This window comes from Modestobacter sp. SYSU DS0657 (genome assembly GCF_054050925.1).
This window is the reverse complement of the sequence record NZ_JBJHAG010000004.1, coordinates 1-14,451: the sequence shown is the minus strand read 5'-3', so window position 1 is coordinate 14,451 and position 14,451 is coordinate 1. Positions and strand designations below refer to the sequence as shown.

Below are 14,451 nucleotides of genomic sequence, written 5' to 3'. Positions count from 1 at the left end.
ACGATCGGCCAGATGCGGCACGATCATGCGCAGTCCGATGCGCCGGGAGTCCGCCCGGCGCCGATGAGGGAGGAGCCACCCGTGGCCCAGAGTGTGCCGACGCACCCGCAGACGGGATCGACCGCCGCCGGCGCCACCGAGCCCTCGGTCGGCACGCTGGCCAAGAGCGCGATGACCGACGTCTCCATCCTGGTCCGCTCGGAGATCGAGCTGGCCAAGGCCGAGATCGGCGCCTCCGTCAAGCGGGGCGGCGCCGGCGCCGGGGCGTTCGCCGCCGCCGGCGCGATGCTCGCCTTCGCCGGGTTCTTCTTCTTCTTCTTCCTCGCCGAGCTGCTCGCCGTCTGGCTCCCCCGCTGGGCGGCGTTCCTCATCGTCTTCGCTCTGCTGGTTCTGCTGGCCGCGGTCGTCGGGTTCGTGGGCTGGCGGCTGGTCAAGAAGATCAAGAAGCCCGAGCGCACCATCGAGACGCTGCAGGACCTGCCCGACGTGATGCGCCGCGAGGCCCCCGGCCAGCGCACGCATGACCTGCCCACGGTTCGCGACGGCCAGGTCGTCCGGCAGGACGCGCACGCCCCTCTGCGCTGACCCGGTGAGCCTGCCCGGCGAAGGGCCGCCCGACGCCACCAGCGCGCTGCTGCCCGGCCCCTGGTCGCACCGCGACGTCTCCGCCAACGGCGTCCGGCTGCACGCAGCCGAGGCCGGTGAGGGGCCGCTGGTCCTGCTGCTGCACGGCTTCCCCGAGTTCTGGTGGGCCTGGCGGTCCCAGCTGGCCGGGCTCGCGGCGGCCGGGCTGCGGGTGGTCGCCCCCGACCTGCGCGGTTACGGGGCCAGCGACAAGCCGCCCCGCGGCTACGACCTGCCCACGGCCGCAGCCGACGCGGCGGCCGTCATCCGCTCCCTCGGGGAGACCGAGGCGGTGGTCGTCGGCTCGGACTGGGGCGGGCTGGTCGGCTGGACGATGGCCGCCCTGCACCCGCGCACCGTCCGCCGGCTGGTGGTGGTCTCCGCCGCCCACCCGCGGCGGCTGCGGGCCGGCATGTCGTCCGCCCAGCAGCGCCGCGCGATGGCCTACGCCCTGCGCTTCCAGCTGCCCCGGCTGCCCGAGCAGCGCCTGACCCGCGCCGACGACGACCCGGTGGCCGAGCTGATGCGCCGCTGGTCGGGCCCCTCCTGGGTGCACACCGCCGACTTCGCCGAGGCCGTCGAGCGCTACCGCTCGGCGGCCCGCATCCCGCAGGCCGCCTACGGGGCGATGGAGTACTACCGCTGGGCCGGCCGCTCGCAGCTGCGGCCCGACGGGCTGCGGTTCGCCCGGCGGATGGCCGCGCCGATCACCGCACCGACGCTGCAGCTGCACGGGGCCCGGGACCCGCACGTCCTGCCGGCCACCGCCCGCGGGTCCGACCGCTACGTGGCCGGCGCCTACCGCTGGCGGGAACTGCCCGGGGTCGGGCACTTCCCGCACGAGGAGGCCCCGGACGAGGTCACCGCGGCGATCGCCGACTGGGCCACCTGACGGACGCCCGTCCTCCTGCCCCAGATCTGCGGTCTCGGGGCATCCCGGCGTCCATCCCCCCGAAACCGCAGTTCTCGCCGGCACGTCGTCATCCGGGGCCCGTGCTGAGCGAGGGCCGGGGGCCCGGGGGTCCTTCTATTCGCAGGAGCCGGTGCCGACCGCGGTGACCGACCGCTGCCCCTGCTCGGCCGCCGTCCGGACCTGGTCGTAGGTCAGCGCGTAGCCGGTGTCCGGGTCGTCGATGGCCGAGGCGAACACCACCCCGAGCACCGAGCCGTCGGGCGCCAGCAGCGGGCCCCCGGAGTTGCCCGCGCGCACCTGCCCGTACAGGGCGTAGACGTCGCGCTCCACGGTGCGCAGCGCGCGGAAGTCCGGCCCGCTGATCGGCCCGCGGTCGCGCACCCGCGCCGGGCCGACGTACAGGCCACCCCCGCCGGGGTAGCCCATGACGATGGCGTCGTCGCCGGTGTCGGCGGGCACTGGCGTGAACCGCAGCGGCACCTGGGGCAGCCCGGGGACGGCCAGCACCGCCACGTCGGTCTCCTCGTCGACGTAGACCGGGGTCGCCTCGTAGGTCTGGCCCTCCGCGGTGACGGTGGGACGGCTGACCCCGGCCAGCACGTGCGCGTTGGTCATCACCCGCTCGTCGGCGTAGACGAACCCCGACCCGTCGATCTGCCGGGCGCAGGAGCCGGCGATCCCCCGGATCTGCACCACGGACCCCCGCACCTGCGTGACGACCGGGCTGGCCAGCAGCGCCTGGTCCGGGGCCGGGACCTCGCGCGCCTGGGTGGGCGTGAGCGGGTCCAGGACGTCGGGCAGCCCCTGCCGGTCGATCGCGTCCCGCAGCGACTCGTAGAGCGAGCGCACCTGCTCGGGGACCGCGCGGTCGACCGACTGCACCAGGCTCGACTCACGCACCTGCGCGGCCACCCCGGGGAACGGGGAGCTGGCCAGCGGGATGGCCACCATCCACGCCACCAGCAGCACCGCCGCCGCGGAGACCACGGCCCCGGCGATCGAGTCGAGCACCTTCGCCGGCTCCCAGGTGACCCGGGTGCGCACCGCGCGCCCCACCACACCGGCCAGCAGCTGACCGAGCAGGGCACCGGCGAGGACGACGACCAGCGCGACGAACACCCGGGTGACCGAGGAACCGGCCAGCTCGTCGGCGATCGGCCCGGACAGCTGCGCGCCGATCACCGCGCCGCCGAAGAACCCGACGAACGAGGTCGCCGACACGATCAGGCCCTGCCGGAACCCGGAGAGCGCGAAGAGCATCGCCAGGACGATCAGCGCGAGATCGACCAGGCTCACGGGGCGCGCACCGTCATCGTCCCGACCTGGCCGAGCGCGATGTGGAAGCTGCACTCGAAGGGGTAGTCGCCCGGCTCGGTGACCTCGAACTCGATGGTGTCCTCCTCCCCGGGGCTGAGCACCGGGATGGCCGGCTCGATCGGCGCCGGGCCCGTGTCCGGGGTGAAGCGGAAGTTGTGGGTCAGCCGCTCGGCGACGTTGCGCACGGTCACCCGGACGGTGCCCGGCTCGACGGTGAAGGTGTCCGGCGTGAAGACGTAGTCGTCGCCGGTGGTCAGGGTGATCTCCTGGACGCCGTCGGCCGTCGTGGTCACCGTGCCGACGTCACCGCCGGCGGTGCGGGTGGCCTCCGGCAGCGCCGGCGTCCGGTTGGAACAGCCGACCAGGACGACCCCGAGCAGGGCGAGGACGACCAGCAGCACCGACGCCGGTGGGCGTGGGCTGCGCCGCGCCCGCGCGCGGGCCTGGGCTGCGCTCATGGTCCCGGGACGGTACGCGGACCGGCTGTGCGCCCGTCGCCGTCGGCCACCGTCGGCGCGGCGCGGCCGGCGACGTCCCCGGCCAGTGGGTCGTCGTCCAGCGGCCCATCGGCGGCCGGGGAAGCCGGCGCCAGGGGGACGGGGAGCGGCCGGACGTCGCGCTGGTCCCAGGGGCGGGCCAGACCCGCGGCCTCCAGGACCGCGTCGAGCAGGGCGGCGGTGAACCCCCAGACCACCATCCCGGCGACGTCGAACGCCGGGCCGACGTAGCCGCTGGGGTGGCCCACCCGGAACCGGTTGGCCGGGTCGGCCAGCTCGGCCAGCGGCACCCGGGCCACCCGGGCGACCTCGTACGGGTCCCCGACCGTCACGTCCCGCGGGTCGTCCCACCAGCCGACCACCGGGACGACGAGGTTGTCCGACGGGCCGAGGAACAGCGCCGGCAGGGTGGCCAGCACCCGGACCCCGGCCGGGTCGACGCCGGCCTCCTCGTGGGCCTCGCGCAACGCCGTGGCCACCGGGTAGTCCTCCCCCGGGTCGGCACCGCCGCCGGGGAAGGCCGGCTGGCCGGCGTGCCGGCGCAGGTGCGCGGACTTCTCGATGAGCAGCACGTCCGGCCCGCCGGGGCCCTCGCCGAACAGCAGGAGCACCGCCGAGCGGCGGGCGCTGGCCGAGCGGGCGGCGCGGGGGTCGTGCCGGTGCCACAGCGACAGCTCGCCGGCCGCCGCGACGAGACGCCGGACGTGCTCGGGGAGATCGGCCAGCTCCTCGGGTGCGGCGGTCACAGCTGCACGCCCAGGTGCTCGGCGACCAGCTCCTGGAACTCGGCCAGCGAGTGCACCTGGCCGATCTGCACGTGCGCGAGCGATCCGTCGGCGGCGAGGAACAGCGTGTGCGGCAGCCCGCGCAGGCCGAGCGCGGTGCCGATCTCGCCGTCCTCGTCGACGGCGGTGGGGAGGGTGACACCGGCGTCGTCGGCGAAGGAGGCACCGGCGGTGGCCCGGTCCTGGCTGTCGACGCCCAGCACCCGCAGCCGGTCGCCGGCGGTGTCGGCCAGCTCCTGCACGAGCGGCAGCTCCTCGCGGCAGGGACCGCACCAGCTGGCCCAGAGGTTGACCACGGTGGGGGTGCCCTGGGCCCGGCCCAGGTCGAGGCGGCCGCCGGTGAAGCACGCGAACGACAGCCCGGTCAGCTCGCCGTCCGGCGCCGGCTCGTCGGGCTGCTCGGGGCAGGCCGCCAGACCGCTCCGCACGTCGGGAGCCGACGGCTCGGGCTCGGCGGCGTCGGAGGTGCAGCCGGCCAGCAGGAGCAGGCCGGCCGTGACCGCGACGAGGCGGTGGCGGGTCACGCGGCGGCTCACTCGGTGTCCGAGGCGGCCGGGGTCTTCACGAGCTTCTCCGCGACCTGCGGGTCGACCGGGCCGATGCCGTAGGACGGGCACCACGAGGCGAGCCCGCAGGCGCCGCAGGCCGGCTTCTTGGCGTGGCACACGCGCCGCCCGTGGAAGATCACCCGGTGGGAGAAGATCGTCCACTCCTTCTTCGGGATCAGCTCGGCCACCTCTGTCTCGACCTTGACCGGGTCGTCCTCCCCCGTCCAGCCGAACCGGCGCACCAGCCGGCCGAAGTGGGTGTCGACGGTCAGCCCGGGCACCCCGAAGGCGTTGCCGAGCACCACGTTGGCGGTCTTGCGGCCGACGCCGGGCAGCGTGACCAGGTCGGCCAGCCGGGCGGGCACCTCGCCGTCGAAGCGCTCGACCAGCGCCTGCCCCAGCCCGATCACCGAGTTGGCCTTCGCGCGGAAGAACCCGGTGGGCTTCAGGATCTCCTCCAGCTCGGCGCGGTCGGCCCCGGCGTAGGCGGCGGCATCCGGGTACCGGGCGAACAGCACCGGCGTCACCTTGTTCACCGTCTTGTCCGTCGTCTGCGCGGACAGGACGGTGGCGACCAGCAGCTCCAGCGGCGTGGTGAAGTCCAGCTCGCAGTGGGCATCGGGGTGGATCAGCGCCAGCTCCCGGTTGATCCGCCGGGCCCGCCGGGTGCGGGCCAGCGGGCTCTCCTCCGGGTCGAAGGGCGGGACGCCCAGCCGCGCGGCGCGGGCCGGACGGCGGGGTGCGGCGGGCCGGGTGTAGGCCGGCGGGGTCACGGGCTCGGACACGCGACCGAGGGTAGGCGTCGGCACCGACGGCCAGCGCCCGTCATACTCGCTGGAGGTGCGCCGCCCGGCATCCGGCCGGGCACACCACCCGACCGCACGACGGACGTCGTCTTCCCACCCGGGCCTCCCCGCCCGGAGACGCCGCCGAGGAGGTGCTCGTGGTCGCCCTCATCGTCATCCTGTTCCCGCCGCTGCTGATCGCGTTCCTGCTCGTCATGGAGCGGGTCGAGGAGCCGCTGCGCCGGCCGACCTCACCGCGCGAGGTCGAGGCGTTCCTCGACACGGCGACCCCGGGCGAGGTGGGCACCCTGGCCGCCTCGGGCATCCGCCGGGCGATGAGCCGCTGGCGGGCCCGCCGCCGGCGCCGGCCGCGGACGATGACCCCACCGGCCCAGCCGGCGGTGCTGGACTTCGACAGCACCCGCGCCGAGGAGGGCCGGGATCCCGACTGAGCGGACCCCGGGTGAACGGCCGCCCGGGCCCGCGCTGATGGTTCGACCCCACTCTGAGTGGGCAGGCCGGTGACTGACCGCACGGGTGAGCCTGGCCACAGGGCCTAGACTCTGCGGGAACGCGGGTCGCCATCGCCCCCGCGAGGACGTTGCGAGAGGTGCACGTGGACGAGGTACTTGCCCAGTCCGGGCTCTTCCAGGGGCTGTCGGAGGAGGCCGCCGAACCGGTGGCCAGCGCGCTCGAGACGGTGACGCTGCCCCGTGGCCGCGTGGTCTTCAACGAGGGCGAGTCGGGCGACAGCCTCTACGTCGTGCTGTCCGGCAAGATCAAGCTCTCCCGTCGGGCGCCGGACGGCCGGGAGAACGTGCTGGCCGTCATGGGTCCGTCCGACCAGTTCGGCGAGCTGTCGGTCTTCGACCCCGGCCCGCGCACCGCCACCGCCACCGCGGTCACCGACGTGCGGCTGGCCAAGATGCCGAACACGATGCTGCGGCCGTGGATCACCGCGCACCCGGAGATCGGCGAGCAGCTGCTGCGCGTGCTGGCCCGCCGGCTGCGCCGCACCAACGACTCGGTCGCCGACCTCATCTTCACCGACGTGCCCGGCCGGGTGGCCAAGGCTCTGCTGCAGATGGCCGACCGCTTCGGCAGCCGGGAAGGCGAGGGCCTGCGGGTCAAGCACGACCTCACGCAGGAGGAGCTGGCCCAGCTGGTCGGCGCCTCCCGCGAGACGGTGAACAAGGCGCTGGCCGACTTCGTGCACCGCGGCTGGATCCAGCTGCAGGGCAAGTCCGTCGTCGTCCTCGACGAGGAACGGCTGCGCCGCCGCGCACGCTGAGCCACGGCGCGTCGGCGAGGCCCCGCTCCCCCACCGGGAGCGGGGCCTCGCTGCGTTCGGGCCCACGCGCCCGGCCCCACGTCGTCCTGCCCCACGATCAGCTGAGCTCACCGTGCGTGCTCCTGGCTCACCTCCTGAGGTGAGCCAGGAGCAATGACGATCAGGTCACCTGATCCCGGCGCACGGAGCGGTGGTCAGGTCGCGGGGCGGACCATCGGGATGCGGGTGCCGTCGGGCAGCACGGCGACGAGGCCACCGGGCCCGCGGACGAACCTCGGGCTGATCGGCACCACCGGCGCAGGCGGCGACCCGGCCAGGGCGGTGAGCGCATCGGGGAAGGCGGCCAGCTGGCCCAGGGTGTGCACGGTGGGCGGCAGCATCGGCCGGGTGCCCGCGGCGTGCTCGGCCAGCGCGGCCGCCGGGGTGGCCCAGCCCGCCTCGTCCGCCTCCCCGGAGACGTCCCGGGCCTCCTGACCGACGGGCAGCAGCGCCAGGAAGAACTTGGTGTCGTACCGGCGGCGCTCGGCCGGCGGGGTGATCCAGTGCGCGAACGGGCGCAGCAGGTCGGCGCGCACCGCCAGGCCACGGGCGGCCAGCAGCTCGGCCAGCGACAGCTCCCGGGCGACCAGCGCGCGCCGCTGGTCCTCCCAGTCGGCGCCGGAGACGTCGGGGACGACGCCGCCCCCGGGCGGGCCGGCCAGCAGCACGCCCGCCTCCTCGAAGGTCTCCCGGACGGCGGCGCACACCAGCTCCCGCGCCAGCCGCTCGTCGCACCCCCAGGTGGCCGCCCACTCCGCCGGTGGTGGCCCGACCCACGCGGTCTCGACGTCGCCGTCGCGCTCGTCGACGCCGCCACCGGGGTAGGCGGTCATCCCCCCGGCGGCGGGCATGCCCCGGGTACGGCGCAGCAGGTGCACCTCCAGGCCCCCGGCGCCGTCCCGCACCAGCAGCACGGTCGCCGCCTGCCGAACCGGCGCCGGCGCGCTCACCGCAGCTCGACGGTGAGTTCCACCTCGACCGGGGCGTTCATCGGCAGCTCGGCGACGCCGACGGCGCTGCGGGCGTGCTGCCCGGCGTCCCCGAAGACCCGGCCGAGGAACTCGCTGGCGCCGTTGACCACCCGCGGCTGGGCGCTGAAGCCCTCCGCGCTGGCCACGTAGCCGACCACGCGCACGATCCGCGCGACGGCGTCCAGGCCGACCAGGTCGTCGACGGCGGCCAGCGCGTTGAGGGCGCACACCTTGGCGTCGGCCGCGGCGTCCTCGACGTCGACCGAGCCGCCCACCTTGCCGGTGCGGCGCAGCCCGCCGTCGACGAAGGGCAGCTGCCCGGAGGTGAAGACCAGCTGACCGGTGCGGATCGCCGGGACGTAGGCGGCCACCGGGGCCGCCACCGGGGGCAGCCGGACACCGAGCTCGGCCAGCCGGGCGTGCCAGCTCTGCGGGGTGCTCACGCCGGCCTCAGCTCGTCGGGCGCTTGAGGTAGGCCACCAGCTGGTCACCGCCGCCGGGCCCCTGCAGGACGGTGACCAGCTCCCAGCCGTCGACGCCCCACGAGTCGAGGATCGCCTTCGTGTTGTGGATCAGCAGCGGGATCGTGGCGTACTCCCAGGTACGGCGGGCTTCGCTCATGCCGCGACGCTAGCGCAGGGCCACCGGCGACGGGATGGAACGGCCCCGCTGCAGGGGCCCGGCGTGAGCCTGCGAGCGCTGGGGGGCAGGGGGGTCCTTCGACTCGTACGCTGATCCGGTGACGCCCGACCCCCGCTCCGTGCGCTGCCACGTCGTGACCGGGAAGGGCGGCACCGGGAAGACGACGGTGGCCGCCGCGCTCGCGCTGGCACTGGCCGCCGACGGGCACCGCGTGCTGCTGGTCGAGACCGAGGGCCGGCAGGGCATCGCCCAGCTCTTCGACACCCCGCCGCTGCCCTACGAGGAGCGCCGGGTCGCCGTCGCGCGCGGCGGGGGCGAGGTGAAGGCGCTGGCCATCGACGTCGAGGCGGCCTTCCTGGAGTACCTCGACATGTTCTACAACCTCAAACGGGCCGGTTACGCGCTGCGCAAGATGGGCGCCATCGACTTCGCCACCGCCATCGCCCCGGGCCTGCGCGACGTGCTGCTCACCGGGAAGATCAAGGAGGCGGTCACCCGCCGCGAGCACGGCCGGCCGGTGTACGACGCCGTCGTCGTCGACGCCCCGCCGACGGGACGGATCACCCGCTTCCTCAACGTCACCAACGAGGTCGCCGGGCTGGCGCGGTCGGGCCCGATCAAGACCCAGAGCGACGGGGTGATGGCGGTGTTCCGGTCGCCGCAGACCGCCGTCCACCTGGTCACGCTGCTGGAGGACATGCCGGTGCAGGAGACCGCCGACGCGATCGGGGAGCTGCGCGAGGCGGGGCTGCCGGTCGGGTCGGTGATCATCAACATGGCCAGCGAGCCGCTGCTGCCGCCCGAGGCGCTGGCCCGGGCGGCCGACGGCGGGCTGAGCGCGGCCGACCTCGCGCCGGCGCTGGCCGCGGCCGACCTCCCCGGCGGTGAGCGGCTGGCCGAGGGGCTGGTCGCCGAGGCGGTGGAGCACGCCCGCCGCTGGACGGCGCAGGACGCGCTCCGGGACGACGTCGCGGCGCTGGGCCGGCCGACGGTCGAGCTCCCGCTGTCGGTGGGGCCGATCGACCTGGGCTGCCTGTTCGAGCTGGCCGAGCGCCTCCAGGGGCACCTCACGGCGGAGGCGGCCGCGTGAGCGCCCCGCAGCACCGCGCGCCGGCGATGGACCTTGCCGGGCTGGTCCGCGACCGGGCCACCCGGATCGTGGTCTGCTGCGGCTCCGGCGGCGTGGGCAAGACGACGACGTCGGCGGCGCTGGCCCTGGCGGCGGCGGAGGCCGGCCGGCAGGTCGTCGTCCTCACCATCGACCCGGCCCGCCGGCTGGCCCAGTCGCTCGGCCTGGTCGAGCTGGACAACGAGCCCCGCAGGGTCGAGGTGCCGGGCGCCTCGGGCGAGCTGAACGCGATGATGCTGGACATGAAGCGGACGTTCGACGACGTCGTCTCCGCGCACTCCACGCCCGAGCGGGCGCAGGTGATCTTCGACAACCCCTTCTACCAGGCGCTGTCCTCCTCCTTCGCCGGCACGCAGGAGTACATGGCGATGGAGAAGCTGGGCCAGCTGCGGGCCAGCGACCGCTGGGACCTGGTAATCGTCGACACCCCGCCGTCCCGCTCGGCGCTGGACTTCCTGGACGCCCCGAACCGGATGAGCCGGTTCCTCGACGGCACGATGATCCGGCTGCTCACCGCGCCGGCCCGGGCCGGCGGGCGGGCCGGGGTCCGGCTGTTCGGCGCGGGCTTCAACCTGTTCAGCCGGATCATCAGCAAGATCCTGGGCGGGCAGCTGCTCAACGACATCTCCGCGTTCGTCTCCGCGCTGGACACGATGTTCGGCGGCTTCCGGGAGCGGGCCACCGCCACCTACGAGCTGCTGCGCCAGCCGGGCACGGCGTTCGTCGTCGTCGCCGCCCCGGAGCCCGACGCCCTCCGGGAGGCCTCCTACTTCGTCGACCGGCTCTCGACCGAGGGGATGCCGCTGGCCGGGCTGGTGCTCAACCGCACCCACCCGCCGGCGACCACCGGGTTGTCGGCCACCCGCGCCGAGGCCGCGGCCGAGGCGGTCGCCGAGGCGGGCGGCCCGGACGCCGGGCTGGCGGCCGGGGCGCTGCGGGTGCACGCCGAGCGGATGGCGCAGGCCGCCCGGGAGCAGCGGCTGGCCGACCGGTTCACCAGCGCGCACCCCGAGGTGCCGGTGCGCACCGTCCCGGCCGCGGCCGGCGACGTGCACGACCTGGACGGGCTGCGCACGATGGCGGCCGCGCTGCTGGCCGACGAGGACGACACCGGCACCGGCACCCCGCGCAGCCGGGTGCTGCCGGTCCGCCGCCCGGCGGCCTGACCCGCCGTTCACGCTCCGGAGCGAACGACAGGCGTACGCCACCCGAACGTGTCCCGCTGACCACCCGAGTCGCTGGCCCCACCCCTCACCCTCCGTTACGGTCCGCCGCGACCTGTCAGCCGGAGGAGTGAGGCAGCCGCATGACCACAGCCCCAGGGGTCGACGTCCCCGACCCCGACCAGCCGCGGCCGGCGACCACCGGGATCGGCCTCCTCGGCACCGGACCCGCCGTCGCCGCCGTCCCCGCTGCCGCCCACCTGCCCGTGGAGATCCCGGTGGACACCACGGGGCTCTCCGCCGACGACAAGGCCCGCACGAAGATCATCACCGCCGCGATCCGGCAGCGGTCGCAGGAGCTGCGGCGCGACCACCCGGTGCTGCGGCACCAGGACGCGCTCGGGCTGGCCGCCTTCGCCGTCGCCGTCGCCGGTTTCGTCGGCTCCGGCGCGCTCTACCTGACCGGCGTGCTGCCCTGGTACGCCACCCTGCTGCTGTCCGCGGCCTTCGCCGCGGTCGGGCACGAGGTCGAGCACGACCTGATCCACGCCCTCTACTTCCGCCGCCGCAAGGCCGTGCGGTACGCGCTGCTGTTCGGCGTCTGGGCGATCCGCCCGTACACGATCAACCCGGTCTACCGCATCCGGCTGCACCTGCGGCACCACGCGTACTCCGGCCTGCCCGACGACATCGAGGAGGTGTCGATCACCAACGGGAAGCCGTGGGGCCCCGTGCGGCTGTACAGCCTGCTCGACCCCTACGTGCCGGCGCTGATCCGGATCGTCACCACCCGGCCGGCCGACGCCGAGGACGCGCTGTGGCGGCGCACCATCCTCAAGGCCAGCATCGGGCTGACCCCGGTGGCGATCACCATCTGGTACGGCTTCCTCGCGCTGCACGTGGCCGCCTGGGCCGGCGCCGCCGTCCCGGCCGGGCTGCTGCACGCGCTGACCGTGCTGACCGTCGTCTGGGTCGGCCCCAACGTCTGGCGGGGCTTCTGCCTGCACTTCATCAGCAGCAACATGCACTACCAGGGCGACGTCGAGCAGGGGAATGTGCTGCAGCAGACCCAGGTGTTCGACAAGTGGTACCTGGCGCCGTTCCAGGTGTTCTGCCTGAACTTCGGCAGCACCCACCCGATCCACCACTTCTACGTGGCCGACCCCTTCTACGTGCGGCAGCTGATGGAGCGGGACATCCACCCGGTGCTCGCCGCCAACGGCGTCCGGTTCAACGACATGGGCACCTTCGCCCGGGCCAACCGCTACCACCCCGCCTGAGCCCCGCCGGCCCACCCCGGCGACGCGCCCGGACGACGACGCGCGGCCGCCACGCTCGGCGTCCGCGCGTCGCCGGTCGAGGCCCCCACGGGCACGCCGCCGACAGGTACCTTGGCCTGCGATGTCCGAGTCTGCGAACCCCCGTCTGGGCGCCCTGGTCAAGCTGGCCGCGACCGTCGTCGTCGCCGGTGCCCTGGTCGCCGCCCTGCTGCTGCCCTGGGTGGGTGGGCCCGGCCTGGTCGCCCGCAACTCGGCGAGCCTGCTCGACGCCCTGCCGGTCGAGCTCACCGACAAGACGCCGAACGGCAACACCACGGTGCTCGCCGCCGACGACTCGGTGATCACCCAGTTCTACGACCACAACCGGACGCCGGTCGAGCCCGACCAGATCTCCGACGTGATGAAGCAGGCGATCGTCGACATCGAGGACTCGCGCTTCTACGACCACCGCGGCCTGGACGTCGAGGGCACCACCCGGGCGCTGCTGAAGAACATCGCCGCCGGTGAGGTCCTCGAGGGTGGTTCGACGCTCACCCAGCAGCTGGTGAAGCAGACCCTGGTCGAGACGGCGGAGACCCAGGAGGAGCGGGACGCCGCCCTCGACGAGACGGTGGGCCGCAAGCTGCGCGAGGCGCGGCTGGCCCTCGCCCTGGAGGAGGAGTACTCCAAGGACGAGATCCTCACCCGCTACCTGAACATCGCCTACTTCGGGCGCGGGGCGTACGGCATCCAGGCCGCGGCGCAGAAGTACTTCAGCATGGACGCCGTCGACCTGCAGCTGCCGCAGGCCGCGGTGCTCGCCGGCCTGGTGCAGACCCCCCGGAACAACCCGATCGACTACCCGGAGCTCGCCCAGCAGCGCCGCGACCAGGTGCTCGCCCGGATGCACCAGCTCGGCCACATCAGCGACGAGGAGCTCGCCGAGATCCAGGCCTCCCCGATCCCGGTCGCCGAGGGCGGCAGCCCGCCCAACGGCTGCCCCGCCGCCAACATCGGCGGGTTCTTCTGCGACTACCTCTACGGCTACCTCACCGGCACGCTCGGGCTGTCGCCGAGCGACATCGACAACGGCGGCTGGACGATCCGGACGACGCTGCGGCCGGACATGCAGATCGCCGGTGACCAGGCGGTGCTCAACTACGTGCCGATGGGCGACCCCCTCGCCGCCGTCTACACCGCCGTCGAGCCGGGCACCGGCCACGTGCTGGCGATGAGCGCGAACCGCAAGTACGGCTGCGACCGCGCCGCCGACGCCGCCTGCGAGTCGGTCAACCTCAACGTCGCGGCCAGCAAGGGGGCGGGCTCGACGTACAAGGTGTTCACCGCCGCCGCCGCCCTCGACGCCGGCTACGGGATCAACTACCGGCTCACCACCAGCGACCCGTACTACTCCCGGGTGTTCAAGAAGAACGGCGGCACCACCCGCGGCGAGGCCTACGGCCCGATCGAGAACGTCGGCACGCTGCCCACCAACCTGACCATGCACGACGCGCTGGCCCGCTCCTCCAACACCTACTTCGTGGCGATGGAGGACACCCTGGGCAGCGTCCGCGGCCCGGTGACGATGGCCCAGCGGATGGGGCTGAACCTGCCGGAGCAGCAGGCGCAGACCATCATCGAGGGCGAGATGGCCTCGTTCACCCTCGGCCCGTTCGAGACCAGCCCCCTCTACCTGGCCAGCGCGTACTCGACGCTCGGGGCCGAGGGCACCCAGTGCGACCCGACGCCGGTGGTGGAGATCCTCGACCGCAACGGCGAGCCGCTCACCGACGACGAGGGCCGGCCGGTCGTGCGGGAGGACAACTGCACCTCCGAGGCGATCCCGCCGGCCGTGGCGAACACCCTGGCCGACGCGCTCACCGCCGACGTGCAGAGCCGCATCGGCACCGGCACCGCGGCCAACGTCCCCGGCCACGACATCGCCGGCAAGACCGGCACCTCGCAGGACCGCGACTCGGCGGTGTTCGTCGGTTTCATGCGTGACTACGCGGCCAGCGTGATGATCTACAACCCCAAGGAGAAGCAGGACGCCGGCAGCTACGGCGGTGGCCGGCCGGCGCGGATCTGGCACGACGCCATGCAGCCGATCCTCGACCAGGGGCCGACCCGGGAGCTCCCGCCGGCAGACCCCGCCGTCGCTGCCGGGACCAAGGGCAGCGGCATGGTCCCGGCGCCCCCGCGGACCCAGCGGACGCAGTCCGACGACCGCGGTACCAGCACCCAGCGCCGGGCACCGGCGTCCAGCTCCAGCGCACCTCCGGCGCCGTCGTCCGAGCCGGCTCCCCCGGCCGACCCGCCGCCGGCCGACCCGCCGCCGGCCGACCCGCCCGCGGAGACCGGCGGGGAACCGACCGACTGAACGACCGGCGGGGGGGGGGGGGGGGGGGGGGGGGGGGGGGGGGGGGGGGGGGGGGGGGGGGGGGGGGGGGGGGGGGGGGGGGGGGGGGGGGGGGGGGCGGGGGGGGGG

The 14,451-nt window shown here is 74.8% G+C and carries 16 protein-coding genes; 8 read left to right on the top strand and 8 right to left on the bottom strand.

Annotated features, from left to right (window positions below; genetic code table 11):
• The first annotated feature begins 81 nt into the window (after positions 1-81).
• Both ACI79A_RS04110 and ACI79A_RS04105 read left to right on the top strand, forming a co-directional pair.
• Positions 82-585, top strand: coding sequence for a phage holin family protein (locus tag ACI79A_RS04110; protein ID WP_457080213.1), 504 nt, complete (start codon positions 82-84; stop codon positions 583-585).
• A gap of 4 nt (positions 586-589) precedes the next feature.
• The gene (locus ACI79A_RS04105) at positions 590-1,516 is read left to right on the top strand and encodes an alpha/beta fold hydrolase (protein WP_457080210.1); all 927 of its coding nucleotides are present in this window, start codon (positions 590-592) and stop codon (positions 1,514-1,516) included.
• A gap of 135 nt (positions 1,517-1,651) precedes the next feature.
• On the opposite strand, the gene ACI79A_RS04100 is transcribed toward ACI79A_RS04105, so the two are convergent.
• Genes ACI79A_RS04100 through nth form a run of 5 tightly spaced genes read right to left on the bottom strand, consistent with a single transcriptional unit; the run spans position 1,652 to position 5,469 of the window.
• Positions 1,652-2,833 (bottom strand): MarP family serine protease, encoded by a 1,182-nt coding sequence (locus ACI79A_RS04100; RefSeq protein WP_457080208.1) that lies wholly within the window; start codon positions 2,831-2,833, stop codon positions 1,652-1,654.
• Positions 2,830-3,312, bottom strand: coding sequence for a plastocyanin/azurin family copper-binding protein (locus ACI79A_RS04095; RefSeq protein ID WP_457080206.1), 483 nt, complete (start codon positions 3,310-3,312; stop codon positions 2,830-2,832). The genes ACI79A_RS04100 and ACI79A_RS04095 overlap by 4 nt, the downstream gene beginning before the upstream one ends.
• Positions 3,309-4,097, bottom strand: coding sequence for an NUDIX hydrolase (locus ACI79A_RS04090; protein ID WP_457080204.1), 789 nt, complete (start codon positions 4,095-4,097; stop codon positions 3,309-3,311). Before ACI79A_RS04090 ends, ACI79A_RS04095 begins: the two co-directional genes overlap by 4 nt.
• Positions 4,094-4,660, bottom strand: coding sequence for a TlpA family protein disulfide reductase (locus tag ACI79A_RS04085; RefSeq protein WP_457080202.1), 567 nt, complete (start codon positions 4,658-4,660; stop codon positions 4,094-4,096). The genes ACI79A_RS04090 and ACI79A_RS04085 overlap by 4 nt, the downstream gene beginning before the upstream one ends.
• A gap of 8 nt (positions 4,661-4,668) precedes the next feature.
• Positions 4,669-5,469 carry an endonuclease III gene (nth, locus tag ACI79A_RS04080; protein ID WP_457080200.1) on the bottom strand — a complete coding sequence of 267 codons (801 nt, stop codon included), beginning with the start codon at positions 5,467-5,469 and terminating at the stop codon, positions 4,669-4,671.
• A gap of 158 nt (positions 5,470-5,627) precedes the next feature.
• On the opposite strand from nth, the gene ACI79A_RS04075 reads away from it, so the two are divergent.
• Positions 5,628-5,921, top strand: coding sequence for a hypothetical protein (locus ACI79A_RS04075; protein ID WP_457080198.1), 294 nt, complete (start codon positions 5,628-5,630; stop codon positions 5,919-5,921).
• A gap of 164 nt (positions 5,922-6,085) precedes the next feature.
• Complete coding sequence (locus ACI79A_RS04070) at positions 6,086-6,760, top strand: Crp/Fnr family transcriptional regulator (RefSeq protein ID WP_457080196.1); 675 nt, start codon at positions 6,086-6,088, stop codon at positions 6,758-6,760.
• Between the two features lie 194 nt (positions 6,761-6,954).
• Here the strand turns inward: ACI79A_RS04070 and ACI79A_RS04065 are convergent, their stop codons facing one another.
• The 3 genes from ACI79A_RS04065 to ACI79A_RS04055 are packed head-to-tail and all read right to left on the bottom strand — an operon-like array spanning position 6,955 to position 8,391.
• Positions 6,955-7,749: an NUDIX hydrolase gene (locus tag ACI79A_RS04065; protein ID WP_457080194.1), complete on the bottom strand. Its 795-nt coding sequence runs from the start codon at positions 7,747-7,749 to the stop codon at positions 6,955-6,957.
• A complete protein-coding gene (locus ACI79A_RS04060) occupies positions 7,746-8,213 on the bottom strand; it encodes a RidA family protein (protein ID WP_457073570.1) in 468 nt (155 codons plus the stop codon). The genes ACI79A_RS04065 and ACI79A_RS04060 overlap by 4 nt, the downstream gene beginning before the upstream one ends.
• Before the next feature lie 7 nt (positions 8,214-8,220).
• The gene (locus tag ACI79A_RS04055; RefSeq protein WP_166521355.1) at positions 8,221-8,391 is read right to left on the bottom strand and encodes a hypothetical protein; all 171 of its coding nucleotides are present in this window, start codon (positions 8,389-8,391) and stop codon (positions 8,221-8,223) included.
• Between the two features lie 118 nt (positions 8,392-8,509).
• Between ACI79A_RS04055 and ACI79A_RS04050 the strand changes: the two genes are divergently transcribed.
• The 4 genes from ACI79A_RS04050 to ACI79A_RS04035 all read left to right on the top strand — a co-directional run bounded on the left by ACI79A_RS04050 (position 8,510) and on the right by ACI79A_RS04035 (position 14,343).
• Positions 8,510-9,502: an ArsA-related P-loop ATPase gene (locus ACI79A_RS04050; RefSeq protein ID WP_457080192.1), complete on the top strand. Its 993-nt coding sequence runs from the start codon at positions 8,510-8,512 to the stop codon at positions 9,500-9,502.
• Entirely contained in the window at positions 9,499-10,707 is a 1,209-nt protein-coding gene (locus tag ACI79A_RS04045; RefSeq protein WP_457080191.1) for an ArsA family ATPase, read from the top strand. The genes ACI79A_RS04050 and ACI79A_RS04045 overlap by 4 nt, the downstream gene beginning before the upstream one ends.
• Positions 10,708-10,847: 140 nt before the next feature.
• Positions 10,848-11,984, top strand: coding sequence for a fatty acid desaturase (locus ACI79A_RS04040; RefSeq protein ID WP_457080190.1), 1,137 nt, complete (start codon positions 10,848-10,850; stop codon positions 11,982-11,984).
• 121 nt (positions 11,985-12,105) lie between these two features.
• Positions 12,106-14,343 (top strand): transglycosylase domain-containing protein, encoded by a 2,238-nt coding sequence (locus tag ACI79A_RS04035; RefSeq protein WP_457080189.1) that lies wholly within the window; start codon positions 12,106-12,108, stop codon positions 14,341-14,343.
• The last annotated feature ends 108 nt before the right edge of the window (positions 14,344-14,451 follow it).